The organism is Nocardioides flavescens (genome assembly GCF_009823805.1).
Taxonomy (GTDB): domain Bacteria; phylum Actinomycetota; class Actinomycetes; order Propionibacteriales; family Nocardioidaceae; genus Nocardioides; species Nocardioides flavescens.
Map to the genome: position 1 here is coordinate 121,011 of NZ_WUEK01000008.1, position 13,735 is coordinate 134,745.

Annotated in this window: 10 protein-coding genes and 4 tRNA genes; 9 read left to right on the plus strand and 5 right to left on the minus strand. The window is 72.6% G+C overall.

The window, feature by feature from the left end:
• Window positions 1-3: 3 nt before the first annotated feature.
• From GRQ65_RS13955 to GRQ65_RS13970, 4 genes are all read right to left on the minus strand, one after another.
• Window positions 4-270 (minus strand): hypothetical protein, encoded by a 267-nt coding sequence (locus GRQ65_RS13955; protein WP_160878585.1) that lies wholly within the window; start codon window positions 268-270, stop codon window positions 4-6.
• Window positions 271-403: 133 nt separating this feature from the next.
• Window positions 404-478, minus strand: a tRNA-Val gene (locus tag GRQ65_RS13960).
• A 20-nt stretch (window positions 479-498) separates the two neighbouring features.
• Window positions 499-569, minus strand: a tRNA-Cys gene (locus GRQ65_RS13965).
• Between the two features lie 28 nt (window positions 570-597).
• Window positions 598-670: transfer RNA gene (locus GRQ65_RS13970), tRNA-Gly, on the minus strand.
• Window positions 671-856: 186 nt separating this feature from the next.
• Between GRQ65_RS13970 and GRQ65_RS13975 the strand changes: the two genes are divergently transcribed.
• From GRQ65_RS13975 to GRQ65_RS22175, 5 genes are all read left to right on the plus strand, one after another.
• Entirely contained in the window at window positions 857-1,714 is an 858-nt protein-coding gene (locus tag GRQ65_RS13975) for an aminotransferase class IV (RefSeq protein ID WP_160878586.1), read from the plus strand.
• 26 nt (window positions 1,715-1,740) lie between these two features.
• Window positions 1,741-1,812: transfer RNA gene (locus GRQ65_RS13980), tRNA-Val, on the plus strand.
• Between the two features lie 374 nt (window positions 1,813-2,186).
• Entirely contained in the window at window positions 2,187-4,847 is a 2,661-nt protein-coding gene (locus GRQ65_RS13985; protein ID WP_160878587.1) for a binary toxin-like calcium binding domain-containing protein, read from the plus strand.
• A 343-nt stretch (window positions 4,848-5,190) separates the two neighbouring features.
• On the plus strand, window positions 5,191-7,179 hold the full coding sequence (gene thrS / locus GRQ65_RS13990) for a threonine--tRNA ligase (protein ID WP_160878588.1): 1,989 nt from the start codon (window positions 5,191-5,193) through the stop codon (window positions 7,177-7,179).
• A 20-nt stretch (window positions 7,180-7,199) separates the two neighbouring features.
• Window positions 7,200-8,198 (plus strand): glycoside hydrolase family 25 domain-containing protein, encoded by a 999-nt coding sequence (locus GRQ65_RS22175; protein WP_202388098.1) that lies wholly within the window; start codon window positions 7,200-7,202, stop codon window positions 8,196-8,198.
• A gap of 19 nt (window positions 8,199-8,217) precedes the next feature.
• Here GRQ65_RS22175 and GRQ65_RS14000 read toward each other — a convergent pair whose 3' ends face one another.
• Window positions 8,218-9,507, minus strand: coding sequence for an RsbRD N-terminal domain-containing protein (locus GRQ65_RS14000; protein WP_160878589.1), 1,290 nt, complete (start codon window positions 9,505-9,507; stop codon window positions 8,218-8,220).
• A 398-nt stretch (window positions 9,508-9,905) separates the two neighbouring features.
• Between GRQ65_RS14000 and GRQ65_RS14005 the strand changes: the two genes are divergently transcribed.
• The 4 genes from GRQ65_RS14005 to GRQ65_RS14020 all read left to right on the plus strand — a co-directional run bounded on the left by GRQ65_RS14005 (window position 9,906) and on the right by GRQ65_RS14020 (window position 13,733).
• Window positions 9,906-10,943, plus strand: coding sequence for an AurF N-oxygenase family protein (locus GRQ65_RS14005; protein WP_160878590.1), 1,038 nt, complete (start codon window positions 9,906-9,908; stop codon window positions 10,941-10,943).
• Between the two features lie 19 nt (window positions 10,944-10,962).
• A complete protein-coding gene (locus GRQ65_RS14010) occupies window positions 10,963-12,366 on the plus strand; it encodes an FAD-dependent oxidoreductase (protein WP_160878591.1) in 1,404 nt (467 codons plus the stop codon).
• 99 nt (window positions 12,367-12,465) lie between these two features.
• Window positions 12,466-13,197, plus strand: a complete 732-nt coding sequence (locus GRQ65_RS14015) for a TetR/AcrR family transcriptional regulator (protein WP_160878592.1) — start codon at window positions 12,466-12,468, stop codon at window positions 13,195-13,197.
• Window positions 13,194-13,733 carry an HIT family protein gene (locus tag GRQ65_RS14020; protein WP_160878593.1) on the plus strand — a complete coding sequence of 180 codons (540 nt, stop codon included), beginning with the start codon at window positions 13,194-13,196 and terminating at the stop codon, window positions 13,731-13,733. The genes GRQ65_RS14015 and GRQ65_RS14020 overlap by 4 nt, the downstream gene beginning before the upstream one ends.
• The last annotated feature ends 2 nt before the right edge of the window (window positions 13,734-13,735 follow it).

The following is a 13,735-nucleotide window of genomic DNA, read 5'->3' on the forward strand; positions in this document are numbered from 1 at the left end:
TCGTCAGCCCCGTGGCTGGATGCCGGTCGCCTCGACCCACGACTGGCGGATGAACGGTCCGCCTCCGCCCGCTGCCGACCCGAGCTCGGCGTAGATCACCCAGCCCTGCCACTCGGCCGGCCGTGCCGGGTGGCGCCGCCAGGCCAGCAGGAGGCCGGGCAGGTGGGCCTCGGTGAGCCCGGAGACGTGGTTGATCCACACGTGCTCGGCGCGGGGGAGCCACCCGTCTCCGGGGTGGCGCTGGGGGTGGCTGTGGCCGGCGCCGGTCATGGACCGAGATTAGAACACCTGTTCGAACAGCGGCAGGTGCGGTGCCTCCCCAGTGCGCCCGGGTGCGATCTGCCCGCAAATGCCACGAGGCCGGCTCCCTGATCGGGATCCGGCCTCTGACCTGCGGTGGTGCTGGTGGGCGATACTGGGTTTGAACCAGTGACCTCTTCCGTGTCAAGGAAGCGCGCTACCACTGCGCCAATCGCCCGTGTGGAGTTGTGTGAGACGAGGTGGGTACGGGATTTGAACCCGTGTACACGGATTTGCAGTCCGTTGCCTCGCCTCTCGGCCAACCCACCATGAACGGGTCTGCCGAGACCCACTCCGAGCGGACGACGAGGCTCGAACTCGCGACCTCAACCTTGGCAAGGTTGCGCTCTACCAACTGAGCTACGTCCGCCTGCACCAGTTCGGCCCCGGGGGGCGTCCCTGACTGCGTTGAGAACAGTAGCGGATGGGGTCCGCGAGGTGAAAACCGAGGGGGTCTCTCGCGTGTTCGCCGTGTGTTCTTCGGGTGTCGGGCGCGTGTCGGCGGGGCCTCGGAGCGCCGCCCAGGCAACGGTCGAACGGCGTGTTGAATGACCGTGTGCGCGCGTGGGTGAACGGGTCGGAGCTGTCCTCGGTCGACGAGCCGGCGGTGCGGGTGAGCGACCACGGGTTCACCGTGGGCGACGGCGTCTTCGAGGCGGTCAAGGCCGTCGGCGGTCGGCCGTTCGCCCTCGAGCGGCACCTGCAGCGCCTGACCTCGAGCGCGTCCGGGCTCGGGCTCCCGGCGCCCGACCTCCACGAGGTGCGGGCCGGCGTACGTGCGGTGCTGGCCGACGTCGACCCCGAGACGGAGCCGCTGAGCCGGGTGCGGATCACCTGGACCGGAGGTCCGGCGCCGATGGGGTCGGGTCGCGCCGGCGGTGAGGAGGTCGCGCCGACGCTCGTCGTGGTGGGCGGTCCGCTCCCGCCGGCCGCCGTCTCGACGCGGGTCGCGACCGTGCCGTGGCCGCGCAACGAGCGGGGTGCGCTCGCGGGACTCAAGACCACGTCGTACGCCGAGAACGTCGTCGCGCTCGCCGAGGCCGCGCGGCGGGGAGCGGGGGAGGCGGTCTTCGCCAATCTCGCCGGGCACCTGTGCGAGGGGACGGGCTCCAACGTCTTCTACGTCGTCGACGGCGAGCTGCGGACGCCGACCCTCGCCTCGGGCTGCCTCGCCGGCGTCACGCGGGCCCTGGTGCTCGAGTGGTGCGGGGCCCGCGAGGTCGACGAGCCGGTGTCGGTGGTGCGCGACGCCAGCGAGGTGTTCCTGGCCTCGACGACCCGTGACGTGCAGCCCGTGGGCGCCTGGGACGACGCCGGCGCGGTCGTCGAGCTGCCGGTCCCCGGCCCCGTCACCCGGGCCGCGCAGGAGGTCTGGGCGTCGAGGGAGGCCTCGATGCTGGAGGACCTGCGGTGATGGGCTAGTCTCACTGACCGCAGCAGGGGCGATTGGCGCAGTGGTAGCGCGCTTCGTTCACACCGAAGAGGTCACTGGTTCGAACCCAGTATCGCCCACCCCCCGCTCCCGACCGACGCCATCGTCGTAGCCCTTTCTCGAGCTCTCCGCCTCGACCTTGCGCAGCTCCCGTGTCGATCCCGTCCGGTACTCACCGACGTTCGGCACCCCTGAGAGGTGTCTCAGGCCCCCGGAACGTCGGTGAGTAACGACCGAACGTCGGTGACTACCGCCCCGGACCATCACGTCAAGATCAACCTGTCTGGACCGCGCACCTCGCCCGAACGGGTGGTCCGGGAGCGATCGGGTCCGACCCGCGACTTCTTTTGCCAAGTTTGACTTTGCGCGCCGGGTTCGTACGCCGGTGGTTCTTCTGGGGAGGGGGGCCACGGGTCCGGCGTGCTCCGTGCAGCTCACCGGAAGGACCCTCCCCATGCGCAAGCGCTCGGCTCTGCTGATCCCACCCGCCCTGGCGGCCGCCCTCGTGGTCTCGTCCGGGGTCGCCACCCTCACCACCCCGGCCGCCTCCGCGGCGGCCGCGCCCGGCACGTTCGAGGCCTCGGCCCACGGAGACGTCGTCGACCTGGCGTCGGTCAGCGCCCTCGGCCAGTCGATCACCCGGCTCAAGGTCGCCCACTCCCAGAGCACGGCCGACAGTGACGCCACCGAGCAGGCGACGGCCGCGTCGGCCAACCTCGACCTCGCCCTCGGTGGCACCCAGCTCGCCGTCGACACGCTGCGCGCCGCAGCGCCGCCGAGCACGGACCCGAGGCAACCCGACCCCTACCGGGGGCTCACCGTGCCGTCCAACCCGCTGGTGGGACTCGGTGCCCTCACCGGCCGGGTCGCGGCGTTCGCGCCCTCCGCCACCGCGACGTGCGTCCCCGCGATGAACGGCGCGCGGGTGCTGTCGCGCTCGACCACCACCCTCGCCGGGGCCAACGTCCTCGACGCGCTCCCGGCCCTGCCCGGGCTGCCCCCGCCGCCGTACATCGCCCGCGTCGCCGCCTCCCAGGTCTTCACGCAGACCTCGCTCGTCGACGGCGCCGGTGGACGCGCCTCCGTCGAGTCGACCGTGCAGACGACCGTCGGCGACATCTCGCTGCTCGGCGGTGCGGCCGTCGTGAAGGTCGCCTCGCCGGTCGTGCTCGAGGCCACCTCGGACGGTACGACGGGCACCGCGGCGTTCGCGGACCAGCCGACCATCACCGTCACCGTCGGCTCGACGGTGACCCCGGTCCCGCTCAACGGTCAGCCCGTGAGCGTCCCGGTCGTGCTGCCCAGCAACCCGCTGCTGAACATCTCGCTCCGAGTGACGGCGTTCAACCCGACCGACACCTCCAGCGGTGCGATCGGGTCGGCGAACGTCGACGACCTGCTGCGCGTGGCGCTCGACGTCACGGGACCGCTCGACGCCCAGGTCGCCTCGGTGGTGCTCGGCACCGCCCCGATGAGCGTCGTCGCCCATGCGCCCAGCGGGGGCGTCGACTGCTCCGACCCCAACGCCGACAGCGACGGTGACGGCCTCACCGACCGTGAGGAGGCGCAGTACGGCACCAACCCGATGAACCCCGACACCGACGGCGACGGGCTGCGCGACGGTCCGGAGGTCAAGACCCACCGCACCGACCCGACCAAGCCGGACACTGACGGCGACGGCCGCACGGACGGCGCCGAGGTCGACGGCCCGGTCACCAGCGACCCGCTGGTCGCCGACACCGACGGCGACGGCTTGTCCGACGGCGTCGAGGTCAACGCCTACGGATCGAACCCCCGCTCCACCGACACCGACGGCGACGGGCTCGGCGACGGCACCGAGGTGCTGACCTACCGCACCAGCCCGACCCGCGCCGACACCGACGGCGGCACGGTGCCCGACGGCACCGAGGTCGGCCGGGGCACTGACCCGCTCGACCCGTCCGACGACGTCCCGGCGCCGCCGAACGACCCGGACGGCGACGGGCTCACCAACGCCGAGGAGGCCACGGCCGGCACGAACCCCAACGACCCCGACTCCGACGACGACGGGCTGCTGGACGGGCCGGAGGTCAAGACCTACCTCACCGACCCGCTGCTGGCCGACACCGACGCCGACACGTTGAGCGACTCCACCGAGGTGCGCACGGCCGGCACCAACCCGCGTGTGGCCGACACCGACTCCGACGGTCTCCGCGACGGGCGCGAGGTCAACACGACCCTCACCGACCCGCTGCGGCCCGACTCCGACGGCGACGGCCTCGGCGACGGCCGCGAGGTCGACACCCTGGGGACGAACCCGCTCAGCGTCGACACCGACGGCGACGGCCTGCGCGACGGCCTCGAGGTCAACACCCACCGCACCGACCCGCGGGTCGCCGACACCGACCGCGGAGGCGTGAACGACGGCGCGGAGGTCGCCCGCGGCACCGACCCGCTCGACCCGACCGACGACGCCGCCAACGCGGGCCCCGGGCCTGGTCCGGGTCCCGACCCGGACCCGACCGGTCCGCGCGACACCGACGGCGACGGCCTCGACGACGCCCGCGAGGCCCAGCTCGGCACCGACCCGCTGCGGGCGGACACCGACGGCGACGGGCTGAGCGACGCGGCCGAGGTCAACGGCGTCGCCGGGTCGAGCTGTCGCACCGACCCCCTGCGCGCGGACACGGACGGCGACACCCTGCGCGACGGCGTGGAGCGCTCCGGGATCGTCGTGAAGAAGAAGGTGCGCACGAAGCAGGGGAAGAAGCCCATCGGCCTGGTCCGCACCGACCCCTGCGCGGCCGACACCGACGGCGACGGTCTCTCCGACAGCACCGAGCTGAAGGGGGTCAGGATCAAGAAGCAGGTCGTGCGCGCCAAGGGCGGCAGCTACGTCCTCAGGCGGCTCTTCAGTGATCCGACGAAGGCCGACACCGACGGGGACAAGCTCGGTGACCGGTTCGAGGTCACGGGCACGAAGAACAAGCGCTACGGCAAGCGGCGCACCGACCCGCTCAACTGGGACACCGACGGCGGGGGAGTCAACGACGGCCTGGAGATCCGGCTCGGCTCCGACCCCTCCGACGTGAAGTCGGCGCCGCCGCGCAAGAACGACCGCACGTCGCTGGGCTGAGCTGCACCGGCGGCGTACGGCGGGTCCAGGCCCCGGGGTCGACCACCCCGGGGCCTCGGCTCGTGTCGGCGGCTGCGGCCCGGTCGTCGGGTCTCTGGGACGGTTGCCCGGACGCCCGTTCAGGGCCGAGAGCCCAGCGGTAGCCGACCGCCGCTGGTTGCGGAGGCGCGCTAGCGCCGTCTCGAAACCACTGTCGGTGGTGGGTGGTTTCGAGACAGTCGCCAGCGCGACTCCCTCGACCAGCGGCGGTGGGTGCAACCGTCCCCGAGGAATGCGGGCGCGGGGCGTCGGCGGGCGTCGTTAGCATCAGGGGGTCAGCTCCGCTCCTGCGAAAGGCCCTCACGTGTCCGACCTGAAGATCGCCCTCGTCCACGCCGGTGAGCGTGAGGAGCGGCAGGTCACCACGGGCACCAAGGCCTGGGAGCCGTTCCGCGACGACGCCGACGTGATCGCCGCCCGGGTCAACGGCGAGCTGAAGGACCTCTCCTACGAGCTGCGCGACGGCGACGAGGTCGAGGGCGTCGTCATCGACAGCCCCGACGGCCACGACATCCTGCGCCACTCCACCGCGCACGTCATGGCCCAGGCCGTGCAGCAGCTGTTCCCGGAGGCCAAGCTCGGCATCGGCCCGCCGGTGCGCGACGGCTTCTACTACGACTTCGACGTCGAGACGCCGTTCGTCCCCGAGGACCTCGCCAAGATCGAGACGGCGATGCGCAAGATCATCAAGGAGGGGCAGCGCTTCGAGCGCCGCGTCACCACCGACCACGACGCGCTCTCCGAGCTGGCCGACGAGCCCTACAAGGTCGAGCTGATCGGGCTGAAGGGGTCAGGCAAGGGCGAGGACGCCGCAGAGGGGGCCAGCGTCGAGGTCGGCGCCGGTGAGCTCACGATCTACGACAACGTGCGCCGCAACGGCGACGTCGCGTGGAGCGACCTGTGCCGCGGCCCCCACCTGCCCACCACCAAGCGCATCCCGGCGTTCAAGCTGATGCGCAGCGCGGCGGCGTACTGGCGTGGCGACGAGAAGAACAAGCAGCTGCAGCGCATCTACGGCACCGCGTGGGAGTCGAAGGAAGCGCTCGAGGAGCACCTGCACCGGCTCGAGGAGGCCGAGCGCCGCGACCACCGCAAGCTCGGGCGCGACCTCGACCTGTTCAGCTTCCCCGACGAGATCGGCTCGGGCCTCGCGGTCTTCCACCCCAAGGGCGGGGTGATCAAGCGGGTCATGGAGGACTACGTCCGCCAGCGCCACATCGAGGAGGGCTTCTCCTACGTCGGCACCCCGCACATCACCAAGGACCAGCTCTTCTACACCTCGGGCCACCTGCCCTACTACGCCGACACGATGTTCCCGCCCATGGAGTTCGAGGGCTCGAACTACATGATCAAGCCGATGAACTGCCCCATGCACAATCTGATCTACCGCTCCCGGGGCCGTTCCTACCGCGAGCTCCCGCTGCGGCTGTTCGAGTTCGGCTCCGTCTACCGCTACGAGAAGTCCGGCGTCGTCCACGGCCTCACCCGCGTGCGTGGCCTGACCCAGGACGACTCCCACTCCTACGTCACCCCCGAGCAGGCGCCCGGCGAGATCCAGCACCTGCTCGACTTCGTGCTCGGGCTGCTGCGCGACTTCGGGATCGACGACTTCTACCTCGAGCTCTCGACCCGCGACGACTCCAAGCCCGACAAGTTCGTCGGCTCCGACGAGGACTGGGAGGTCGCCACGAAGGTGCTCGAGGACGTCGCGGTCGCCTCGGGGCTCGAGCTCGTGCCCGACCCGGGCGGGGCAGCGTTCTACGGCCCCAAGATCTCGGTGCAGGCCCGGGACGCGATCGGTCGCACCTGGCAGATGTCGACCATCCAGTACGACTTCAACCAGCCCAAGGGCTTCGAGCTGGAGTACAACGGCGCCGACGGGCAGAAGCACCAGCCGGTGATGATCCACTCGGCGAAGTTCGGCTCCCTCGAGCGGTTCTTCGGCGTGCTCGTCGAGCACTACGCCGGCGCCTTCCCGCCCTGGCTCGCGCCGGTCCAGGTGCAGGCGATCCCGGTCGCCGACACCTTCGCCGACTACCTCTACGACGTCGCGAAGCGGATGCGCGCGCAGGGGCTGCGGGTCGAGGTCGACGACTCCGACGACCGGATGCAGAAGAAGATCCGCAACGCGCAGCTGCAGAAGGTGCCGTTCATGCTCATCGCCGGCGCCGACGACGTGGCCGCGGGCGCGGTGTCGTTCCGCTACCGCGACGGTCGCCAGGACAACGGCGTGCCCGTCGAGGAGGCCATTGCCCGAGTGGTCGCTGCCGTCGAGGCGCGCGAGCAGGTCTGAGCGGTCAGGTCTGAGCGGTCATGGTCCGACGGGCGGCGGGGGCGGCGGCACTGCTGTCGCTCGCGCTGCTCGCGGGCTGCGGGTCGGGGGAGACCCCGCAGGCGCCTGAGACGACGCCGACGGCCCGCGACACGAACGACGGCGCGGCGGGGCCGTCGGCCGCGGCGCCGTCTCCGAGTCCGTTGCCGAGTCCGTCCCCGACGGCGTCGGCACCCGCTCCTGCTCCTGGCCCCGCCTCCGACGACGCCCTCGCGGCGCTCGCCGAAGCCGCGCAGTCGCAGGCGGGCGAGGTCGCGACCGCCCGGGCCGGCGAGCAGGTGCTGGGGGCCGACGTCAGCTGGCCCCAGTGCCCGGCCGGCATGGGGATCGAGCACAAGGTCTCCCACGGCGCCCCGATGCCGACCGCCGAGGCGGAGTACGTCGTCGTCGGCCTCACCAACGGCCCCGGGTTCACGCCCAACCCCTGCCTCGCCGACCAGGTCGCGTGGGTGCGCGAGCGCGGGCTCCTGCTCTCGGCGTACTCCGTCGTCAGCTGGCCCGACGCCGCTGCACAGGCCGAGCACGGCGGGCTCGCTGAGGCCGGTCGCGCGCAGGCGGCGTTCAACGTCGCGTCGATGCGGGCGGTGGGCCTGCAGACGCCGATCGTCTGGCTCGACGTCGAGCACGTGCCGCACTACGAGTGGTCCCAGGACCCGCGGGCCAACGCCGAGGTCGTCCTCGGTGCCGCCCAGGGCTACCTCGACGCCGGCTACGCCATCGGCGTCTACTCCACCCCCTACATCTGGGGTCAGCTGGTGGGCGACCTGAGCCTGCAGGAGAGCACCGGGCGCGACGTCCCCGAGTGGCGTGCCGCTGGGCAGACCTCGATGGCCGAGGCGCTCTCGCGCTGCGGCGCGGACTGGTCGATCCAGGGCGGCACCGCCGTGCTCGGACAGTGGGTCCAGGACGGCCGCGACAAGAACGTCACCTGCCCCGGCGCGGAGCTCCGGCTGGGGGAGCTGTTCGCCACGACCCGCTGAGCCGCCGCAGCAGCCGCGATCAGGAGGCGGCCGGGTCGGGAGCGCCCAGCACCGCCAGGCCGGCCCTCAGGGTCGCCAGCTCCGAGGGCACCGTCGCGTCCAGGCCGACGAGGTCGCGCACCCTCGAGAGCCGGTAGTCGACGGTGTTGGGGTGCACCGACAGCCGCGCCGCCGTGCGCGGGCGGGAGTGCTCGGTGCCGACGTAGGCGTGCAGGGTGCGCCACATCACCGGGTGCTCGGTCAGCGGCAGCATGCGCCGTCGCAGCGCGTCGGCCCCGGGGCCGGGACGGCTGAGCTGGTACTCCAGCAGCAGCTGGTCGAGGCAGTACGTCCCGGCCGGCAGCCCGAGCGCGGTGGAGAGGTCGACGAGCTCGCGGGTCAGGTGGGCAGCCGCTCCGAGATCTCCGCGAGGCCCGGTCGCCACGGCCGCCCGCAGCGCGGCTCCGGTGGCGTCCTGGATGCGGTCGACCAGCGCCCGGGTCCGTGGGCCGGTCCAGTCGCTGCCGGGCCGCTGGGGGAGCAGGACGACGCCGCCGCTGGGCGCCAGGCGCAGCAGCGGCTCGGGCTCGGCGTCGAGCAGCACCCCGCGCACCGTGCGCAGGAACCTTCGCGCCATGACGGGGACCGCCCTGTCCTCGAGGTCGTCGGACCACGAGCGGCCGCCGCCGGTCTCGACCTCGAAGGTCACCACGGCGTACTCCGCCGCCAGCTCGACCCCGACCGCGAGGGCCCCACCCTCGACGGCCACCGCGTCGTCGTCGAGGAGGGCTCGCACGAGCCCGGCCCGCAGCGCCTGCTCGGAGCCGGATGTCGAACGGAGCTCGTCGAGGTAGGCCGCGCAGAGCACCGACTGCACGTCGGCGAGGTGGTCGATGAGGCGCCGCGTCAGCAGCCGAAGCGCGTCGATCTCGTCGGACGAGGCGCGCGCGCTCACCAGCTCGAACGCCGCCCGGGCACCCACGAGGTAGCCCTTGAGGGCGACCTCCATCGGGAACCCCTCCTCGGCGCGTCGGTAGGCGGAGTCCGTGAGCTGCTGGCGCGCCTGCGCCGTCAGCGGTCGACCGTCCAGGGCGTCCTGGAAGATCTGCAGGTTGGACTGTGCCACGGGTCGGATCTCGTCGCGGATCACGTCCTCCGGCAGACCGGCGTAGAAGGCGACCTCGGCGGTGATCTCTTCCAAGATCGCGTCCATCAGCTCGTGGCGCATGCGACGCAGCAGCGTCCTGGCCTCCATCCCGCCGAGCACGGGCTGCCCGGGCTGCGAGCCGGAACCGACCGGCTCGGTCGGGGGCGTGGGACGGACCGGCACCTGTGAAGGATCACAAAGAGGGCGCGGGCAAGTCCAGACGCCTCCCACTGCTGCGCACGTCGCGCCTCGGGCACGCTGATGCTGCGGGCGCGTCCGCTCGTCGGCGGTGGCCTTGGGGGGTCACACGAACGACGAGCGACGAGCGCCCGCTCCGGGACCAGGGGGGTCCACCGACGGGCGGGGGCGGGCACCGCTCGCCCCGCCCGTCGCGGAGTCCGTCGCCCTGCCCGTCACTGAGTCCGTCGACCCGCCCGTCGACCCGCCCGTCGACCCGCCCGTCGACCCGCCCGTCGCGGAGTCCGTCGTGGCGTTCGCCGCTGTGCCCTGCGCGCGACACCTGTGACGCCGTGTCGCGCAAACCCTTGATGCCGGACATGGTGTCGCACTAACCTCGGTCCATGACAGCGACGCCGACGTCCCCCCTCGCGCAGCGCGATGTCGTCGAGGAGCCCGCCCCGCACGACCCGGCCGACCGCCGGGCCCGCGACGCGGCGTACCTCGACAACCTCCGGACCCTCTCCGAGGCGTCCGTGACCCAGCACTTCGACGCCTTCCTCGACATCGCGTGGGACGACCCCGACCTCGCGGTCGCCGCCGACGACGGGCGGTGGATCCTGCCGCAGGCCGACGTCCTCGGGCGTCACCCGTGGTACCTCGCCCTCCCGCGCGAGCGCCAGATCGAGATCGGACGCTACCGCCAGGCCAACGTGGTGAAGGTCGGGCTCCAGTTCGAGCAGGTGCTGATCGCCGGGCTGATGAACTTCGCCTTCCGCCTGCCCAACGGCACCCCCGAGTTCCGCTACGCCACCCACGAGGCGACGGAGGAGTGCCACCACACCCAGATGTTCCAGGAGTTCGTCAACCGCGTCGGGGTCGACGTGGCGGGCGGCAGCCGCCTGTTCCGCTTCCTGGCACCGTTCCTGCCCCTGGCCGCCCATCGGCTGCCGTTCGGCTTCTTCGTCGGCGTGCTGGCCGGGGAGGAGCCGATCGACCACATGCAGAAGGCGGTGCTGCGCGCCGACGAGCAGATCCACCCGCTCCAGCGCCGGATCATCCAGATCCACGTGGCCGAGGAGGCTCGCCACATCGGCTTCGCCCACCAGTTCCTGGAGCACAACGCACCGAAGCTGTCGTTCCCCTCGCGGGTGCTGATGTCGCTGGCCTTCCCGATCATCATGCGCTGGCTGTGCGACGTGATCATGAAGCCGAGCCGCCAGGCCCGTCGCGACATGGGACTGCCCCGCCACGTCGTGCGCGACCTCTACTGGCGCACCCCCGAGTCGCGGCGGACGCTGCGCGAGATGTTCGCCGACGTGCGGATGCTCGCCCAGCGCACCGGGATGATGAATCCCGTCTCGCGGCTCCTGTGGCGGGTGCTCGGCATCGACGGTCGCGCCTCGCGCTTCCGCAGCGAGCCGGCCGCGGCCTCGCACTGAGGCGCGGAGCCGACCGGTCGTGGCCTACGTCGTCACGCAGTCCTGCTGCAGCGACGCCTCCTGCGTCGTCGCCTGTCCCGTCAACTGCATCCACCCGGCACCGGGGGAGCCCGGCTTCGCGGAGGCGGAGATGGTCTTCATCGACGCCGAGACCTGCGTCGGGTGCGGCGCGTGCGTGACCGCCTGCCCGGTCGGCGCCATCGTGCCCGACACCCGGCTGCGTGAGGACCAGCGCGCGTTCGTCGACCTGGCGGCGGAGTACTACGACGTCTTCCCCCACCGCGACCGCACCCCGGTCGCCCTCGTGCCGCGGCAGCGTCGGCTGAGGCGACCCGGCCCGTTCCGGGTCGCCGTGGTCGGGGCGGGGCCGGCCGGGCTCTACGCTGCCGACGAGCTGCTCAAGCACCCCGAGATCGACGTCGAGGTGTTCGAGCGGCTCGACGTGCCCCACGGGCTGGCGCGCTTCGGGGTCGCCGCCGACCACGTCGAGACCCGCCGGGTCGCGCGGCTCTTCGAGCAGATCACCGCACAGCCGGGACTGCGACTCCACCTCGGTGTCGAGGTCGGTCGCGACGTGACCCCGGAGGAGCTCGAGACGCGCTTCGACGCGGTGGTGCACGCGACCGGGGCGCCGGCCGACCGGCGGCTCGGCGTGCCGGGCGACTCCCTGCCGGGGGTCCTGGGCGCGACCGCGCTCGCCGAGTGGTCCAACGCCCACCCCGCCCGACGCGACCTCGCCGCCGAGCTCGTGGCCGTCGACGGCGGCCGGGCCGTGGTCATCGGCGCCGGCAACGTCGCGCTCGACGCGGCCCGGCTGCTCGTCGGGCCGATGGTCGGCGCGCGGGAGGTGCTGGTGCTCGGGCGGCGCGGGGTCGACGCGGCGGCATTCACGACGCCCGAGCTGGTCGGCCTCGTCGGTCTCGCCGATCCCTCCCGCCCCGACCCGGTCGACGTGCTGCTCGAGTCCGGCCCTGCGCCCGTCCCTGAGCCGTTCCCCGCACCCGGCAGCGGCGTCCGGTCGCGACTGCTCACCGAGCTCGCCCAGCGTCGCCCCGCGCCAGGTCGCCCGCGCATCGTGCTGCGCTTCGACTCGCCCGTCACCGAGGTGACCGGGGGTGACCGGGCCCGCGGCGTACGCCTCGCCGACGGGTCGGTGGTGGAGACCGACCTGGTCGTCGGCGCGATCGGGCAGGACTGGGCCCCCGTGGCCCACCAGCGCGGCCGGGTGCGGCCCGGCGTCTACGTCACGGGGTGGGCCAAGCGCGGCCCGACCGGCTTCCTCGGCACCAACAAGGCGTGCGCCCAGGAGACCGTCGGCGCCCTCCTCGACGACCTCGATGCAGGCCTCGGGACGGCGTCCTCACCGCACGCCCACCCGTCCCGTCGGGTGAGAGGTCTCCTGACCGGACGGAACTCACGCTGACCGGCTGAAACTTCGTAGGGGAAGCGTGAGTTTCACCGGGTACCCGGTGGAACTGGCGGTCCGCATAGGCTGACCCGGACCTCAGGAGGGACGTTCGGGATGGCGGGCAAGAAGGACGGGCGGCAGCTGCGCTGGGACAGCCACAACCAGGCGCGCCGCCAGCACATCCTCGACGCTGCCATCGCGGTGTTCTCCGAGACCCCGGCGGGTGACGAGGTGAAGGTGCAACAGATCGCGGAGCGTGCGGGGCTGAGCCGGACGGTCGTCTACCGCCACTTCGCCGATCGGGCCGACCTCGACCGCGCGGTGCAGGCGAGGGCGCTCGAGCTGCTGCGCGCCGAGCTGCTGCCCGCGCTGTCGTTCGAGGGGACGCCGGTGCAGATCGTGCGCCGCATCGTCTCGGCGTACGTCGGGTGGGCGGCGGCGCACCCCTCGATCCACGAGTTCGCGCAGGCCGACCCGCCCGGCGCGGCGCCGGGTCAGATGGAGCAGGCGGTCGAGCAGATCGCGGGCCAGATCGAGGCGCTCTTCCACATCGGCGTCGAGGTCCTCGGCGTCAGCCTCGTCGAGGAGGAGACGGCCGCCCTGGACCCGCTCGTCTTCGGTCTCGTCGGGGGCGTCTTCACCTCCACCCGGCGCTGGCTCTCGCGGCCCGAGGCCGGGCCCTCCCAGGAGACCTTCGTGACGCTGCTGACCCAGGCCACCTGGCTGCAGATCGCCGGGATGGCGAGCGAGCGCGGTGTCGTGCTCGACCCCGACGTGCCGGTGGAGGAGCTGCTCGGCCAGCTCGACGGCCAGCTCGACGGGGCCCTGGACGGAGCGGCCGGATGAGCAGCGACGAGCTGCGCCAGGACGGCGTGGGGGAGCCCGACGCGCTGGACCGCCTCTGGACCCCGCACCGGATGGCCTACATCCGCGGCGAGAACAAGCCGAGCGACGCCTCGTCGGGCGAGTGCCCGTTCTGCCGGATCCCGACCCTGTCGGACACCGACGGACTCGTCGTGCACCGAGGTGAGCTCGCGTTCGTCGTGCTCAACCTCTACCCCTACTCGCCGGGGCACCTGATGGTCTGCCCCTACCGCCACATCGCCTCCTACGACGAGACCACGCCGGCCGAGATGGTCGAGATCGGCGAGCTGACGAAGCGGGCCATGGAGGTGCTGCGCTCGGTCTCGGGCGCGGGCGGGTTCAACATCGGGATGAACCAGGGCGAGGTCGCAGGCGCGGGCATCGCGGCTCACCTGCACCAGCACGTGGTGCCGCGCTGGCCCGGCGACCAGAACTTCATGCCGATCATCGGGCGCACCAAGACCCTGCCCGAGCTGCTCTCCGACACCCGCGACCTCGTCGCGGCGGCCTGGCAGTAGAT

Bases quoted from the DNA above. Each gene is read 5' to 3' on its own strand.
- GRQ65_RS22175 (WP_202388098.1), top strand. From the start codon at position 7,200: ATGGTCCGACGGGCGGCGGGGGCGGCGGCACTGCTGTCGCTCGCGCTG.
- GRQ65_RS13985 (WP_160878587.1), top strand. From the start codon at position 2,187: ATGCGCAAGCGCTCGGCTCTGCTGATCCCACCCGCCCTGGCGGCCGCC.
- GRQ65_RS14005 (WP_160878590.1), top strand. From the start codon at position 9,906: ATGACAGCGACGCCGACGTCCCCCCTCGCGCAGCGCGATGTCGTCGAG.
- GRQ65_RS13955 (WP_160878585.1), bottom strand. From the start codon at position 270: ATGACCGGCGCCGGCCACAGCCACCCCCAGCGCCACCCCGGAGACGGG.
- GRQ65_RS14015 (WP_160878592.1), top strand. From the start codon at position 12,466: ATGGCGGGCAAGAAGGACGGGCGGCAGCTGCGCTGGGACAGCCACAAC.
- GRQ65_RS14020 (WP_160878593.1), top strand. From the start codon at position 13,194: ATGAGCAGCGACGAGCTGCGCCAGGACGGCGTGGGGGAGCCCGACGCG.